At 67.0% G+C, this 15,413-nt stretch carries 11 protein-coding genes and 2 rRNA genes; 2 read left to right on the plus strand and 11 right to left on the minus strand.

The features are described 5' to 3' along the window. Positions 1-35: 35 nt before the first annotated feature. The 6 genes from recN to FB475_RS05045 form a co-directional block, all read right to left on the minus strand. Complete coding sequence (gene recN / locus FB475_RS05020; RefSeq protein WP_141852976.1) at positions 36-1,766, minus strand: DNA repair protein RecN; 1,731 nt, start codon at positions 1,764-1,766, stop codon at positions 36-38. 4 nt (positions 1,767-1,770) lie between these two features. Continuing rightward, the gene (locus FB475_RS05025; RefSeq protein WP_141852978.1) at positions 1,771-2,697 is read right to left on the minus strand and encodes an NAD kinase; all 927 of its coding nucleotides are present in this window, start codon (positions 2,695-2,697) and stop codon (positions 1,771-1,773) included. 42 nt (positions 2,698-2,739) lie between these two features. Next, a complete protein-coding gene (locus FB475_RS05030; RefSeq protein ID WP_141852980.1) occupies positions 2,740-3,561 on the minus strand; it encodes a TlyA family RNA methyltransferase in 822 nt (273 codons plus the stop codon). Positions 3,562-3,571: 10 nt separating this feature from the next. Further along, positions 3,572-4,018: a hypothetical protein gene (locus FB475_RS05035; protein WP_141852982.1), complete on the minus strand. Its 447-nt coding sequence runs from the start codon at positions 4,016-4,018 to the stop codon at positions 3,572-3,574. Between the two features lies 1 nt (position 4,019). Next, on the minus strand, positions 4,020-4,535 hold the full coding sequence (locus FB475_RS05040) for a phasin family protein (protein ID WP_141852984.1): 516 nt from the start codon (positions 4,533-4,535) through the stop codon (positions 4,020-4,022). A gap of 65 nt (positions 4,536-4,600) precedes the next feature. Further along, positions 4,601-5,707 (minus strand): HAD-IIA family hydrolase, encoded by a 1,107-nt coding sequence (locus tag FB475_RS05045; protein WP_141852986.1) that lies wholly within the window; start codon positions 5,705-5,707, stop codon positions 4,601-4,603. A 24-nt stretch (positions 5,708-5,731) separates the two neighbouring features. Between FB475_RS05045 and FB475_RS05050 the strand changes: the two genes are divergently transcribed. Further along, positions 5,732-6,877: a DUF1015 family protein gene (locus tag FB475_RS05050; RefSeq protein ID WP_141852988.1), complete on the plus strand. Its 1,146-nt coding sequence runs from the start codon at positions 5,732-5,734 to the stop codon at positions 6,875-6,877. Positions 6,878-6,880: 3 nt separating this feature from the next. Here the strand turns inward: FB475_RS05050 and FB475_RS05055 are convergent, their stop codons facing one another. The 3 genes from FB475_RS05055 to FB475_RS36640 all read right to left on the minus strand — a co-directional run bounded on the left by FB475_RS05055 (position 6,881) and on the right by FB475_RS36640 (position 9,506). Then, the gene (locus tag FB475_RS05055) at positions 6,881-7,657 is read right to left on the minus strand and encodes a CHAD domain-containing protein (protein WP_337678212.1); all 777 of its coding nucleotides are present in this window, start codon (positions 7,655-7,657) and stop codon (positions 6,881-6,883) included. Positions 7,658-7,731: 74 nt separating this feature from the next. Further along, complete coding sequence (locus FB475_RS05065) at positions 7,732-8,751, minus strand: hypothetical protein (RefSeq protein WP_238331965.1); 1,020 nt, start codon at positions 8,749-8,751, stop codon at positions 7,732-7,734. Further along, positions 8,748-9,506: a hypothetical protein gene (locus FB475_RS36640; RefSeq protein ID WP_185759078.1), complete on the minus strand. Its 759-nt coding sequence runs from the start codon at positions 9,504-9,506 to the stop codon at positions 8,748-8,750. Before FB475_RS36640 ends, FB475_RS05065 begins: the two co-directional genes overlap by 4 nt. Before the next feature lie 1,479 nt (positions 9,507-10,985). Here FB475_RS36640 and FB475_RS05070 point away from each other — a divergent pair. After that, a complete protein-coding gene (locus FB475_RS05070) occupies positions 10,986-11,228 on the plus strand; it encodes a hypothetical protein (protein WP_238331966.1) in 243 nt (80 codons plus the stop codon). 697 nt (positions 11,229-11,925) lie between these two features. Here FB475_RS05070 and rrf read toward each other — a convergent pair. Both rrf and FB475_RS05080 read right to left on the minus strand, forming a co-directional pair. Continuing rightward, a 5S ribosomal RNA gene (gene rrf / locus FB475_RS05075) occupies positions 11,926-12,043 on the minus strand. A gap of 139 nt (positions 12,044-12,182) precedes the next feature. Then, positions 12,183-15,307: ribosomal RNA gene (locus FB475_RS05080) — 23S ribosomal RNA — on the minus strand. Positions 15,308-15,413: the final 106 nt, after the last annotated feature.

Raw genomic sequence — 15,413 nt, forward strand, 5'->3', positions numbered from 1 at the left:
AATTAACGGTGACTGTGCGTGTTTGGGGCGATAAATCATCCTTTGGAACGACTTTTCTTCTTGGGTTTGTGACGCTCCGCGGCGAGCGCGAGCAGTTCTTCGGCGTGCGCCTGGGCGGCGTCGGAGTTCTCCAGGCCGGCCATCATCCGCGACAGTTCCTTGAGCCGGGCGTCGTCGTCCAGCGCGACCAGGCCACTCGTGGTGACGGAGCCGTCGTCGCTCTTGAGGACGACCGCGTGACGATCGGCGAACGCGGCCACCTGCGGCAGGTGCGTCACCACGATCACCTGTGCCTTCTCGGCCAGCCGCGCGAGCCGCTTGCCGACCTCGACCGCTGCACGCCCGCCGATCCCGGCGTCGATCTCGTCGAACACCAGCGTGGGCACGGGATGCGTGTCCGACAGGATCACCTCGAGCGCGAGCATCACCCTCGACAGCTCACCACCCGATGCGGCCTTCTGCAGCGGTCGTGCCGGGCTGCCCGGGTTCGCCGCGAAACAGAACTCGACCTCGTCGATCCCGAACGGACCCGCCGTCGTCTCGTGCACCTCCACCGACAGCTTCGCGTGCGGCATCGCCAGCCCGGTCAGCTCTTCCGAGACCGCGACGCCCAGGCGTTCCGCGGCCTCGATCCGGGCCTCGCGCATCTGCCGGCCTAGCTCCGCGAGCTTCGCATCGAGCTCGGCCAGCTCGGCCGTCAACTGCTCGACCCGCTCGTCACTGCCGTCGAGCTCGGCCAGCCTGGTCGCGGCCCGCTTCGCCCACTCCAGCACCTCATCGACGACACCCTCGTCGGCACCGTACTTGCGCACCAGCCCGTGCAGGAGCGAACGGCGCTCGCTCACCACGGACAGCCTGGCCGGATCGGTGTCGACATCAGCGGCGTACGACGAGAGCTCTTGCGCCAGATCCGCTGCCAGGTAACCGAGCTCGCCCGCACGGTCCGCGAGTTCGGCCAGCTTCGGGTCGTGGTCGCGCTCGGCGTCGAGGACCTGTTTCGTCAACGCCAGCAGGCCGAGTACGTCGTTCGGCCGGTTCGAATCGAGGTCCTCCGACGCCAGCGCGTCCGCGGCGGTGGTGGCCGCAGTCCGGAGACCGTCGGCGTACGCGAGGCGCTCCTCCTCGGCCGCGAGCTCGATGTCCTCGCCCGGCAACGGCTCCGCCTTCGCGACCTCGTCCAGTCCGAACCGCAGCAGATCCGCCTCGGCCAGGCGGTCGCGCTCGCGGGTGGTCAGCTCGGTCAGCTCCGCCTCGACCTCGCGGTGCCGTTTGTACGCCGCGGAGTACTCCTGCAGCGGAACGAGAACCGCCTTGCCGGCAAAGGTATCGAGCGTCTCGCGCTGCCGGGCCGGCTGCAGCAGCCGCCACTGATCCGCCTGCCCGTGGATCGCGACCAGATCGCCGGAGACCTCGCCCAGCACCGACACCGGTACGGACGCACCACCGAGGAAGGCCCGCGATCGGCCCTCGGACGACAGCTCGCGCGCGATCAGCAGCTCGTCGTCGTCCAGCTCGCCGCCGCGGTCCTCGGCCTGCTGCACGATCGCCCGCGGTACGGCGCTCGCGCGGCCCTCGACCCGCGCCCGCCGGGTCCCGTGCCGCACCAGACCGCTGTCGGCGCGACCTCCGAGCAGCATGTTCACACCGGTCACGACCATCGTCTTGCCGGCGCCGGTCTCGCCCGTGACAGCGGTGAAACCCGGGTCGAGGTCCAACGTCGCGTCCTCGATCACGCCCAGCCCGGTGATGCGGATCTCTGACAGCATGGCTCTAGTTTCCGTTTCCGTTGCGTTTGCGTTCGGCGGCGCCGCGCCAGCCGAGAACCGGGAGGTCGAACTTCGCCACCAGCCGGTCGGTGAACGGCGCCTCGTGCGCCCGGGCCAGCCGGACCGGTGTCGCGGCCCGCCGGAGCGTGATCTCGGCGCCGGGCGGCACCTCGACCATCCGCCGGCCGTCGCACCACAGCACGCCGCGCCCGTTCCAGGTCGGGACCAGCTCGATCGACAGCCGCGACGTCGGCGCCACCACGATCGGCCGGGAGAACAACGCGTGCGCGCTCAGCGGCACGAGCAGGATCGCCTCGACCTCCGGCCAGACGATCGGACCGCCGGCCGAGAACGCGTACGCCGTACTGCCGGTCGGGGTCGCGACCACGACACCGTCGCAGCCCCAGCGCGACAGCGGGCGGTCGTCCACCTCGACGAGGATCTCGAGCATCTTCTCCCGGGCGGCCTTCTCGATGCTGGCCTCGTTGAGCGCCCAGGTCTCGAAGATCAGCTCGTCGTCGAGGCGTACGTCGACGGCCAGCGTCATCCGCTCCTCGACCGTGTAGGTCCGGTCGACCACGACCTGGACGATCCGCTCCAGGTCGTCCACCTCGGCCTCGGCCAGGAACCCGACGTGGCCCAGGTTCACCCCGAGCACCGGCGTACCGTGCGGACGGGCCAGCTCGGCGCCGCGCAGGATCGAGCCGTCGCCGCCGAGCACCATGATCAGCTCGACGTCGCTGGCCGCCTTCTCCGGGTCGTCGACGATCTCCACCGGGTCGAGCTTGAGCTCCTCGGCCTCACCGCCGAGCAACCGGACCTGCATCCCGGCGCCGGTCAGCAGCCGGTGTGCGTCGCGGGCGACCTCGACCGCCTGCTCCCGGCCGGTGTGCGTCACCAGCAGCACGCGCCGTGGCTCGTGCTCAGCCAACCCTGCCGCTCCCTTCACTCTTTTCCCACCCCACCGCCCCGGTCATTGCGGGCCACGCTCGATGGCCGACTGGAGCATCGTCTCATCGAGAGGCGGCGCTTCCCGACGTATCCACAGGAAGTATTCGACATTTCCTGACGGACCAGGCAACGGACTGGCAGCGACGCCCGCGATCCCCCATCCCAGTTCCTGCGCCTTCGCGGCAACGCCCCGGACCGCGTCGGCGCGCAGCTCGGGGTCGCGGACGACGCCGCCCTTGCCGAGGCGGTCCTTGCCGACCTCGAACTGCGGCTTCACCATCAGTACCAGTTCGCCGTCCGGCTTCACCACGCCGAGCAGCGCGGGCAGGACCAGCGTCAGGCTGATGAAGCTCAGATCGCTGACCACGAGATCGACCGGATCCCCGCCGATGTCGGCCAACGTCAGCGTGCGGACGTTGGTCCGGTCCATCACGGTGACGCGCTCGTCGGTCTGCAACGCCCACACGAGTTGCCCGTACCCGACGTCGACCGCGATCACGTGCGCGGCCTCGTTGCGCAGCAGTACGTCGGTGAACCCGCCGGTCGACGCACCGGCGTCGAGGGTACGGCGGCCCTTCACCTGCACGTCCGGGAACGCCTCGAGCGCGCCGATCAGCTTGTGCGCACCGCGGCTCGCGTACCCGGGGTCGTCGTGGTCGGACGTGTCGACGACGATCGGGGCGTCCGCGGCCACGCCGGTCGCCGGTTTGCTCGCCACCGCCCCGGAGACCTTCACCTTGCCGGCCGCGATCAGCTCACTGGCGTGCTCCCGGGAGCGCGCCAGCTGACGCCGGACCAGCTCGGCGTCGAGTCGCGACCGCTTGACTGCCTTGGCCTTGGCCACTCTCGGCCGCTCAGCCCCGGTCGTTCTGCTCGGCGTCGGCCTCGACCAGCGCGGACTGCAGCCGCTCGTGCAGGTCGGCGTACACGTCGGCGTGCTCACTGACCGGCCGGTCACGCAAGTCGTCCAGCCGCGCCATCGTCTCCTCCACCAACGGATGACCACCCTCGGCGCTGTCGTCGCCGTACGCCGAGGATCCGGCGCCCAGCTCGTCCTGGGGAAGGTCCTCGGCCGGGTCTTCGGCGGAGCCGGCCTCGAAGGCGTGCTCGTGTTCCTGCCCGGGTGCCCGGGCGAACTCGGGCCCGAACTCGACCGCCGCGGGATCGACATGGTCCTGAGCACCGGGCTCGGTGTCGTAGTCCGGCTGCGCCTCGGTCTCCTCCGACCCGTACGGATCGAAGCCCGGCTCCACGTCGGGATCCACGTCCGGTGGGAACTGCTCGCCAGGATGCTCAGTCATCTCAGGCCTTCTTCGCGATCTTCTTCGCGGGAGCCTTCTTGGCCGCCTTCTTCGCGACAGCCTTCTTGGCCGGCGCGGCCTTCTTGGCAACCGCCTTCTTCGCCGGTGGCGTCTGCTTGACCGGCAGGTCCTCGACCACGGTCGCCTCGACAACCGGGGCAGGTTCCCGTACCGACTCCTGCGCTGACTCCCGGGCGGCCGCGGCGGCGTGTGCCTCGGCCAGCTCGGTCTCCAGCGCTTTCACCCGGCGGGTGAGCGCGGCAACCTCCTCGGAGCGGACGAACCCGAGCCGCGCGACCGCGCCCTCGACCTCGTTCGCCACGATCGCCTGCAGCAGCTGACGGTTGCTCTTGCTGGTGGCAACGATCTCGTCGGCCAGGTCACTCACCCTGGTCGTCAGCGAGTCCGCCCCGGTCTGCTGCAACAGCGCCTTCGCAGCGGACTGGGCCTTCTGCTTGGTGACCTCGGTCAGCCCGTTCGCCAGCTGTACGTATCCGCGCAGCGCGTCCATCACCATGACTGCCTCCTAGCGTCGTCCCAGCAACGGTATCGCCTCGGCGCCGCAATACCAGGCAGACCTCCCTACTTGTCGAGGCCGATCCGGTGCAGCGCGGCATCCAGCGCGATCGAATCCGCTGTCGGCGCAGGCTTCGGCCGGGGCCGCCGGGCCCGGGTGGTCGCCTTGACGGGCTTCACCGGCTCGGCGGGCGCGTCGACCGCGGTCCAGACCGCGGACAGGATCGCGCGCAGACCGTCGTACGGCGCTCCCTCGCCCTTGACCGTCACCGCGTTGTCGACGACCTCGGCGGTCCAGCCCTCGCACGTGTGCTTGCTGCCGTCCACGGTCACGCCCGGCTGCTTCTCGGCGAGCGCACTGAGATCTGCCGCGATGTACGTCGGGCGCCGGTTCTTCGGCGCCCGCGCCAGGTCGTACGCGTCGTGGACCCCGGTCGCCACCCACAGACTCGCGATACCGACCGCGTTCGCACCCTCGATGTCGGAGTCCAGCCGGTCCCCGATCATCAACGGGCGCTTGGCTTTCAGGCGTTCGATGCTCGTCTCCAGCAGCGGCGGCTCGGGCTTTCCGGCGACCACCGGATCGACCTCGACCGCGGCGCGGACCGCCTGGACCAGCGTGCCGTTCCCGGGCGCCTTGCCCGCCGCGGTCGGGATCGTCTCGTCCATGTTGGTCGCGAACCACTTCGCGCCCTCGTTGATCGCGTGCGCGCCGTCGGCGAGCATCACCCAGTTCACGTCCGGGTCGAAGCCCTGCGCGACCGCGACCGGGTGCGCGTCACTCGACCGGACCGGGGTCAGCCCGTACTCCTCAAGCGCGACATGCAGCCCCTCGCCACCGACCACGAGCACCGGCGAACCCTTGGGGAACTCGTTCGCGATCAGCTTCGCGGCGGCCTGCGCGGACGTCACCACGTCGTCGGCGATCACGTCCAGCCCGAACGACGCGAGGTGCTCGGCAACCACCCGGGCCGGCCGGCTCGCGTTGTTCGTGATGTACCCGATCCGCATGCCTTCCTTGGCGGCCTTGCGCAGGTTCTCGGGCGCGTCCGGCACCGGATCGGGCCCGACGTACACGACGCCGTCGAGGTCCAGCAGCGCTACGTCGTACCGGCTCGCGAGCGCTTCGTCACACGCGGACAGCGGTTCTGGAGCGGTTCGTTCCTTGCTCATGAATCACCCCGTACGATTCCGCGCATGCCGGATGCGGTACTGAGACTCGATCCCCTGCGCGCGTGGCGGTTCGTCGCGGGCAAGGTGAGTGCGCTGGGGGCCGTCACGTCACCGCCGTACGACGTACTGGAACCCGCCATCGTCCGGCGGCTGACTGACTCTGATCTGCACAACATGGTGAGGCTCATCCTTCCACGCGATCCGGAGCTCGGACCGGGGCGGTACGACGAACCCGCGCACCGGCTCGCCGGGTGGCAGCGCGACGGCGTGGTGATACAGGACGAGCGACCCGCGCTGTACGTGTACGAGCAGCGCCTGGGCGGCGCCGTACTGTGCGGCCTGATCGGCTTGCTGCGGCTGGATCCGACCCGTCGCGTCGTACTTCCGCACGAGAACGTGATGCCGCACTGGGTCGACGACCGGCTGCGGCTGATGGAGGCGACCGACGCGGATCTCGAGCCCATCCTGCTCGCGTACTCCGGAGGTGGTGCGGCCAGTGACGCCGTGGACGCGGCACGGGATGGGGAGCCTTGGCTCGAGGCCGAGACAGATCACGGGGCTGAGCACCGGATCTGGCGCATCGAGGACCCAGCTCTGATCGCAGAGATCTCGGAGGAGCTGTCCAAGCACGAAGCGCTGATCGCGGACGGACACCACCGATACGCGGCGTACCTGGAACGTCAGCTGCGGGAGCCGTACCGGCCGGGCGCGGCGGTGGGTCTGGCGATGCTCGTGGACTACGTACGGCATCCGCTGACGTTGGATCCGATCCACCGGGTCATACCGGGTCTCGACCTGGATACCGTGCGGCTGCGGACACCTGGTGACTGGCAGATGCAACCTGGACGCGTGGAGGGCGACCCGAACCGCATCTCGGTGACGGACGGCTCGAGCTGGTTGACGCTGCACAGTGCGTCCGACGCACCTACGGTGACGCTGCTGCACGAGGTGTTGCTGCCGGCGTGGGGGGTCGCTGAGGACAACCTGGGCTTTCACCACACGCTTGCTGATGCGCTGGCACTGGCTGACGCCCGGCAGGTCGCCGTTGAACTGACCGCGCCCACCATGGACCAGGTACTACGTTCCGCGGCACAGGGCGTCGTACTGCCGCAGAAGGCCACGTCGTTCGGGCCGAAGCCGCGGGTAGGGCTGCTGTTCCGGATGCTCTGAGGGTCAGGGCCGGTGGTACAAGCTGAGGAACTGCTCGCGCAGGGGCTTGCGAGCCGCCCTGTGGCGCTCTGTGAGGCGCCCGAGGGTGAACGAGAGCTCTGGGTCGTCCTGAGCCGCCGCGTCGTCAGCCATGGCTGTCAGCGCGTCTGCCGCGGCGCAGTGGTCCTGGTGCTGTCCCAGGAGCTCCTGGTAGGTCGCTGCGTGGGCTGCTGTGGCTTTGGCTTCGTCGCCTAGCACGGCGGCGCTGGTGTCGGCGGCGTACCGGACGCGCTTCGCCAGGAGACGTACCTCGTGCCAGTCGTCGTCCGGGGACCACGGCTTGAGCTTGTCGGCTTCCTGATTGAACTTCTCGGTGGCTGCGTGAAGGAGCTTGGGCAGGACCTCGCTGCAGGGCTTGTCCGCGCTCGGCTTGAGGTCGGGGGCTGCGGCGATGGCTTCCAGGGTGTTGAGCAGGTCTCTGGTGGAATCGCCTAGTACGACCTCGGTCGCGCGGGCGGCTGCGCGGTCCAGGCCGAGGGTGAGGGCGGTGAGGATCGTGTCGACGTGCTCCTCGTTGTCCTCGCTCGTGGTGTTCTCGCGGACGAGCGCGGCGATCACCTCGAGGTCACGGGCCTCACCACAGGCGTCAGCCAGAGCCGCCAGGTCGGCGCGCAGCCCGGTAGCCCAGTCGCCGGCCAGCAGCTTGCGAAACAACTTCAAGTCACTCCGCAACCGCCGGCACGACACCCGCACCTGATGGATGGCGTCATCCTCCCCACCCGCCACCATCCCCACCGACATCTCCAACCGCCGCGCCCCCTTCAAAAGCGCAGCCGCCACCAACTCCCCAACCACCAACCCCCCACCCACAACCCCTACTCCCCGCCGCCCTTAACCCCCGCACCGCCGCCGGCCTCATCGCCGCTGTTCGCCTCCGCGTCGTCCCGCTCCGCTACCGCAGACCCAGCCGCTACGTCAGAGTCAGCGTCGTCGGCGTCCTCATCTCCAGCGACCAGCTCAGCCTCCGCCGCACCCGCAACGTCCACGCCGTCAGCGTCATCCGCCGCGTCGACCACGTCGACCTCGTCCACGTCGACCTCGTCCACGTCGACCTCGTCCACGTCGACCTCGTCCACGTCGACCTCGTCCACGTCGACCTCGTCCGTGCCGCCGTCCGCCTCGTCGGCGTCCTCGTCCTCGTCAGCGTCGGCTTCGTCGGCGTACTCGTCTTCGAAGTACTCGTCGTTCACGACCGTGTCGTCTTCGTCGAGGTCGGTGAACTCGAGCCCCTCGAGCTGCGCGGCCCGCTCGGCGGCACCCGTCGTACCGTCCCCGTCGACACCAGCCGCCCGGTGGAACCACACCAGTGCGTCATCCGTACGACCAACAGCCTCCAGCGCGTCGGCGTACGCGTACCGCAACCGCGGCAACCAGTCCGCCTTCGTACGCTTCGTCAGCTCCGGTACGTCGAGCATCTGCACCGCCGCCGCGTTCTGCCCCATGTCCCGCCGCGCGCCGGCCGCCACGATCAGCAGCTCGATCTGCGTCGGCTCGGACAGGTCGTGCACGTGCTTGTCCTTGGTCAGCGCCAGCGCCTTGTCCGGCCGCCCGAGCGCCCGCTCGCAGTCGGCCATCATCGCGAGCACCTCGTGGTTCCCGGTCATCCGCCGTACCGCACGAAACTCGGTGAGCGCCTCGTCGTAGTGCTCAGCCAGGTACGCCGTGATGGCAACCGCCTCACGCACCCCACCAAGCCGCGCCGCCAGGCGCCGCGCCACACGCGCGTGCTGGTACGCCAGCTCCGGATCGTCATCGAGGAACCGCCCCGACGCCACCAGGTGCTGCGCCACCAGATCGGCCAACGACCGTGGCAACGACCGAAGCTCGGCCTTCACCCCACGATCGAGCTCGGCCCCGGTAATCCCTTCCGGAATCTTCGGGTCATCGCGCCGAGGCCCAACCTTCTCCTCACGCTCCTCCCGCCGGAACCCACCCCGCCGATCATCCCGCCCCCGAGAATCCCGCTCATCCCGCCGAAAACCCCCACGCTCCCCGCGCCCAGCCCCACCAGCCCGAGCCGGCCCCCGCCCCCGCGAGTCCCCACCACGCTCATCCCGCCGAAACCCACCCCGACTGTCCGCACGCTCATCCCGCCCATACCCACCACGGCTGTCCGAACCACGGCTGTCCGCACGCTGGCCACCGCCGTACGCACCCCGCTCGTCCCCACCACGGTCGTCACGCCGGTATCCACCCCGCTCATCCCGCCGGAACCCGCCGCGCGAGTCTCCCCCACGCTCATCCCGCCGGAACCCACCGCCGTCACCACCGCGCTCAGACCGGAACCCACCACGATCCTCGCCGCCACGCCCGCCGCGCGACTCGCCACCACGGCCGTCCGCACGCTCATCACGCCCGTACCCGCGACTGTCCCCGCGCTCGTCGCGCCCGTACCCACCGCGACTGTCCCCGCGCTGGTCACGCCCGTACCCACCGCGACTGTCTCCGCGCTGGTCACGCCCGTACCCGCCACGGCTGTCTCGGCGCTCGTCACGCCCGTACTCACCACGGTCCGCACGCTGGCCGGCGCCGTACCCCCCGCGCTCGTCACCACCGCGCTCGTCGCGCCGGTATCCACCGCGCTCGTCACGTCCGCCACGGTCGTCCCGCCGCGAACCGGCTACCCCACGGCCCGCACCAGCCCCGCGCCCAGCGCCACGCTCATCGCGACGGTACCCGCCGCGGTCCTCGCGCCCGTCACCGGCCATCTGCCCACCGAACGGCTCCCGCCGCGCCTTGTCATCCCCCCGAGACCCGGCAAACCCACGCCGATTCTCCGACGAACCATCCCCGTACGACGAACCACCGGAACGCCCAGCCCCACCGGACCGCCCGCCGGCAAACCCACCGCGCCCCGCAGGCGCCCCACCAGAACGCGGACCAGACCCCCCACGCGCCCCGCCGGTACCAGTCCTTGCCCCGCCAGAGCCAGCCCGAGCTCCACCGGCCCCGGACCACCCGGAACCGGATACACCGCGCCCAGACCCACCCGAACGCCCACCGCCCGATCCCGACCAACCAGAGCCCGAACCACCACGCGCCGAGTCACCGCCCGAACCACCGGCCCCGGACCACCCGGCCCCAGACCGCCCGCCCCCGGCACCAGCCCCAGACCGAGGACCGCCCGACCGAGGAGCCCCGGACCGTCCCGCTCCCGAACCGCCCGATCCACCCGAACCAGAGCCACTCGAACCCGAGCCAGACCGCCCCGAACCACCGAAGCCAGACCGCCCAGCCCCGGAGCCACCAGAACCGGACCGACCGGAACCCGAGCGATTGCCGGAGTCGGAGCGTCCACCCCCAGAACGGCCGGACCGGCCGGAACCCCCGGAGGAACCGCGACGGTCCCCTGAACCGGAGCGAGGATTGCGAGGTGGCGTCGCCACGATGACTCCTAACAATGCTGAAGAACTGTAATCGGACAAACGTTACCGTCCATCCCAACAATCCACCGCATCGCCCACTTCCCACCAACCCCCACCCGAACCTCCCACAGCAACCCAACCCCACCGCGACGCACGGGTGGCCGAGGCGCTGGGCCGGTCGGTGTCAGTTAAGTGGTTTCGCGCGGGGGTCAGCTGAGTCGTCCGGCGCACCAGGGCAGTGGGCATGCGAGACGGACTGAGACTGGCCCTGGCGAGTGGACGCGTTGAGCTGGTCAGCGTGAGTTGAGTGGTTCCGCGCCGGGCCGGGGTTCTGTTGTCGCGGCGTGCGGCAGGCGGTAGCGCGTCCGGCGGACAAGAACCGATCGCGAAGATCGGCGACCAGGAGCCGCGTTCCGCGCGGGCCGGCCCTGCGAACAAGCTGAGGACTGCGATGTACTGGCCGCCGAGGCGGTCACCCGAAGCAGCGGAGCAACGCTGTGGGTCGGGGTCGGTTGTTGGCGCCAGGCGGGTCCGGGCGAAGGAGCGGGACGCCCGGACCCGCGTAGTGCCCTGTGCTGGGATGCCGGCTGCTGAGAGCGGGCTGCTGAGGCGCCGGAGCGGTTCACGGCGCCGGGTCGAGCAAGCTGGGCGAAGGAACGGCCAAGATACTGGGTAGTGGCCGGTGCGGGAACTACGAGATCGGAGTGCTGGCCGCGGGAGCGGCGGCCGGTGTGGCGGTCGAGCGGACGGTCATCGGCCGGCGCTCGGGGCAGCGCAAGCAGCTCGAGGCGGAGCCGTTCGGCTCCGAGCCCGGTACGCCGTACATCTTCACCGCCGACGACGGCGTCGAGTTGTACGTCGAGGTCGACGAGCTGAAGCGGTCCCACCGCGAGACGCGGGCGCCAGGTACGGGCTGCCGAGGCGGGGCTACTGCGGGCGCCTGCTGAGGCAGTCTGTGGCGTACAGCCTGCTGAAGGCAGCGGACCGGCGCGGTTGATGGCACGAGCCGTGGCGCGGGGCGAACGACCGCGGCCAGGTACGGCGCGGCGCCACGCGAAGGCTGACCAGGTGCGGGCTACTGGTGCGGGCTACTGGTGCGGGCTACTCGTGCGGGCCAGTGGCGCGGACTGTTGGAGGCGACCTGCCAAGTGCGGACTGCCGGGACGCTGTAGCGAAGGGGTTGATGGCGTCAGACGAGCAAGGCCGGTGAAGAGTGGGCGGGGTGAAGGTCGCGCTGGCCTCAAGCGACCAGGGAGAACGCGCGGGCGGGAACTGTCCGGGGGCGATCGTCCAGGCGGTGGGTGCCGACAGCGCGGCAGTTGAGCAGCAGACAGGACTGCACTCAGCGCAGGTGCCGGCAGACAGAGCCGCACTCAGCGCGGGGTGCCGGCGGCCGGGAACCGTCCAGGCGTCCGTGCCTACAGCCGAAGCCTCCGACGCCGGCGACCGCCAGTGGCCGGCGGCGGCCGAGCTCGATGCGATGCGGCCCGTGCAGTCCGGCCGTCCGCAGCGGGAAACCGTCAGGGCGGTCCGCGGCGGGAAACCGTCAGGGGCGGTCCGCTGTCGGGATGTCTTCGGCGGTACAAAGCGTCTGGGGAAATGTTAAGGGCCACCCCTTGTGGGGTGGCCCTTAACAGTGTGAATGTCCGGCGGCGTCCTACTCTCCCACGACCTCCCGGTCGCAGTACCATCGGCGCTGAAGGGCTTAACTTCCAGGTTCGGAATGGAGACTGGGTGTTTCCCCGACGCTATGGCCACCGAAACTCTATGAGAACACTATCAACCTGCCAAGCCACACACCCCTTGAGGGTGTGATTGCTGGGGGTGACCGTATCCTGGGAACCGTACAGCGAACGCGAACATCGTTACATAGCGCAAAATCAAGGCTTGAAGTTTAAGTGTGTGACAAGCCCTCGGCCTATTAGTACCAGTCAGCTCCACACCTTACGGCGCTTCCACTTCTGGCCTATCAACCCAGTGGTCTACTGGGGGCCTTACCCGGTTAACCCGGTGGGAGACCTCATCTTGAAGCGTGCTTCCCGCTTAGATGCTTTCAGCGGTTATCACTCCCGAACGTAGCCAACCAGCCGTGCTCCTGGCGGAACAACTGGCACACCAGAGGTTCGTCCACCCCGGTCCTCTCGTACTAGGGGCAGCCCTTCTCAAGTCTCCTGCGCGCGCAGCGGATAGGGACCGAACTGTCTCACGACGTTCTAAACCCAGCTCGCGTGCCGCTTTAATGGGCGAACAGCCCAACCCTTGGGACCTACTCCAGCCCCAGGATGCGACGAGCCGACATCGAGGTGCCAAACCATCCCGTCGATATGGACTCTTGGGGAAGATCAGCCTGTTATCCCCGGGGTACCTTTTATCCGTTGAGCGACGGTGCTCCCACATGCCACCGCCGGATCACTAGTTCCGACTTTCGTCCCTGCTCGACATGTCTGTCTCACAGTCAAGCTCCCTTGTGCACTTACACTCGACACCTGATTGCCAACCAGGCTGAGGGAACCTTTGAGCGCCTCCGTTACCTTTTAGGAGGCGACCGCCCCAGTCAAACTACCCACCAGGCACTGTCCCTGATCCGGATAACGGACCAAAGTTAGACAGCCAGAACAATCAGAGTGGTATTTCAACGATGACTCCACCCGAACTGGCGTCCGAGCTTCACAGTCTCCCACCTATCCTACACAAATTGTACCGACCACCAATACCAAGTTGTAGTAAAGGTCCCGGGGTCTTTCCGTCCTGCTGCGCGTAACGAGCATCTTTACTCGTAATGCAATTTCGCCGAGTCCACGGTTGAGACAGCGCCCAAGTCGTTACGCCATTCGTGCAGGTCGGAACTTACCCGACAAGGAATTTCGCTACCTTAGGATGGTTATAGTTACCACCGCCGTTTACTGGCGCTTAAGTTCAAAGCTTCGCCGGCCGAAACCAGCTAACCTGTCCCCTTAACGTTCCAGCACCGGGCAGGCGTCAGTCCGTATACATCGAATTACTTCTTCGCACGGACCTGTGTTTTTAGTAAACAGTCGCTTGGGCCTGGTCTCTGCGACCATCACCGCTTCCACCAGCAAGTGGTGTAACGGATCCGGTCCCCCTTCTCCCGAAGTTACGGGGGCATTTTGCCGAGTTCCTTAACCATGGTTCACTCGATCGCCTCGGTATTCTCTACCTGATCACCTGTGTCGGTTTGGGGTACGGGCGGCTCTAACACTCACTGCGAAGTTTTTCTCGGCAGCATGGGATCATCCACTTCCCCTGAACGGGTCCGCCTCGGCTCTCAGGCTATATGAGACACGGATTTGCCTATGCCTCGCCCTACCACCTTGCCCGCGGATCAGCTTGCGCCTACCATCGCCGCGGTTGGACTACCCTCCTGCGTCACTCCTCAATGCACCTACTACCACCTCGGGTCACCAACTCCACCAATCCGTCCGAAGACATCATGACTTCATTGGTTTAGCATCAGCGGGTTCGGTCGGGTCGTGTTAATGCCGGTACGGGAATATCAACCCGTTGTCCATCGACTACGCCTGTCGGCCTCGCCTTAGGTCCCGACTTACCCAGGGCAGATTAGCTTGACCCTGGAACCCTTGATCATCCGGCGGACGGGTTTCTCACCCGTCATTCGCTACTCATGCCTGCATTCTCACTCGTGCAGCATCCACAACTCCATCACTAGGCTGCTTCACACGCTGCACGACGCTCCCCTACCCACCCACACACCTGGATGTCGATCAAGTCGACACCGGGTACTTGTGTGAGTGCCACAGCTTCGGCGGATTGCTTGAGCCCCGCTACATTGTCGGCGCGGAATCACTTGACCAGTGAGCTATTACGCACTCTTTCAAGGGTGGCTGCTTCTAAGCCAACCTCCTGGTTGTCTGGGCAACTCCACATCCTTTTCCACTTAGCAATCGCTTAGGGGCCTTAGCTGGTGATCTGGGCTGTTTCCCTCTCGACTACGGAGCTTATCCCCCGCAGTCTCACTGCCGCGCTCTCACTTACCGGCATTCGGAGTTTGGCTGATTTCGGTAAGCCGGTAAGCCCCCTAGACCATCCAGTGCTCTACCTCCGGTAAGAAACACACGACGCTGCACCTATATGCATTTCGGGGAGAACCAGCTATCACGGAGTTTGATTGGCCTTTCACCCCTATCCACAGGTCATCCCCCAGGTTTTCAACCCTGGTGGGTTCGGTCCTCCACGCGGTCTTACCCACGCTTCAACCTGCCCATGGATAGATCACTCCGCTTCGGGTCTAGAGCATGCGACTATATCGCCCTATTCAGACTCGCTTTCGCTACGGCTACCCCACACGGGTTAACCTCGCCACACACCACTAACTCGCAGGCTCATTCTTCAAAAGGCACGCCGTCACACCCACAAAGTGAATGCTCCGACGGATTGTAGGCAACCGGTTTCAGGTACTATTTCACTCCCCTCCCGGGGTACTTTTCATCTTTCCCTCACGGTACTAGTCCGCTATCGGTCACCAAGAAGTATTTAGGCTTAGCGGGTGGTCCCGCCAGATTCACACGAGATTTCAAGAGTCCCGTGCTACTTGGGAAAACACTCGAGAGTCACTGTCTTACGCCTACAGGGCTATAACCCACTACGGCTCAACATTCCAGAAGATTCGACTTCAACAGTGATTGATAACTCTCCGGTCTCACGGCATTAAGACCTGAATGCTCCCACAACCCCATATACGCAACGCACGCCGGCTATCACACGCACATGGTTTAGCCTCATCCGCTTTCGCTCGCCACTACTCACGGAATCACTATTGTTTTCTCTTCCTACGGGTACTGAGATGTTTCACTTCCCCGCGTTCCCTCCAGAACCCTATGTGTTCAGGCACTGGTAACTGGCTTTAGAATGCCAGCTGGGTTTCCCCATTCGGACACCCCCGGATCACAGCTCGGTTGCCAACTCCCCGGGGCTTATCGCAGGCTCCAACGTCCTTCATCGGCTCTTGGTACCAAGACATCCACCGATTGCCCTTAGTAGCTTGTCACAAAACTAAAAGCAAAATTACGCTACAAAGAGATGCTCGCGTCCACTATACAGTTCTCAAAATACGGGCAGGAACACCAGCCCCAACCCGACACCTACCAAGAAGA

The organism is Kribbella jejuensis, assembly GCF_006715085.1.
In the GTDB taxonomy this organism is placed as follows: domain Bacteria; phylum Actinomycetota; class Actinomycetes; order Propionibacteriales; family Kribbellaceae; genus Kribbella; species Kribbella jejuensis.

What these genes read in the sequence shown, in the direction of transcription:
- FB475_RS05035 (WP_141852982.1), bottom strand. Translation starts at nt 4,018, where the DNA reads ATGACTGAGCATCCTGGCGAGCAGTTCCCACCGGACGTGGATCCCGAC.
- recN (WP_141852976.1), bottom strand. Translation starts at nt 1,766, where the DNA reads ATGCTGTCAGAGATCCGCATCACCGGGCTGGGCGTGATCGAGGACGCG.
- FB475_RS05045 (WP_141852986.1), bottom strand. Translation starts at nt 5,707, where the DNA reads ATGAGCAAGGAACGAACCGCTCCAGAACCGCTGTCCGCGTGTGACGAA.
- FB475_RS05055 (WP_337678212.1), bottom strand. Translation starts at nt 7,657, where the DNA reads ATGTCGGTGGGGATGGTGGCGGGTGGGGAGGATGACGCCATCCATCAG.
- FB475_RS05050 (WP_141852988.1), top strand. Translation starts at nt 5,732, where the DNA reads ATGCCGGATGCGGTACTGAGACTCGATCCCCTGCGCGCGTGGCGGTTC.
- FB475_RS05040 (WP_141852984.1), bottom strand. Translation starts at nt 4,535, where the DNA reads ATGGTGATGGACGCGCTGCGCGGATACGTACAGCTGGCGAACGGGCTG.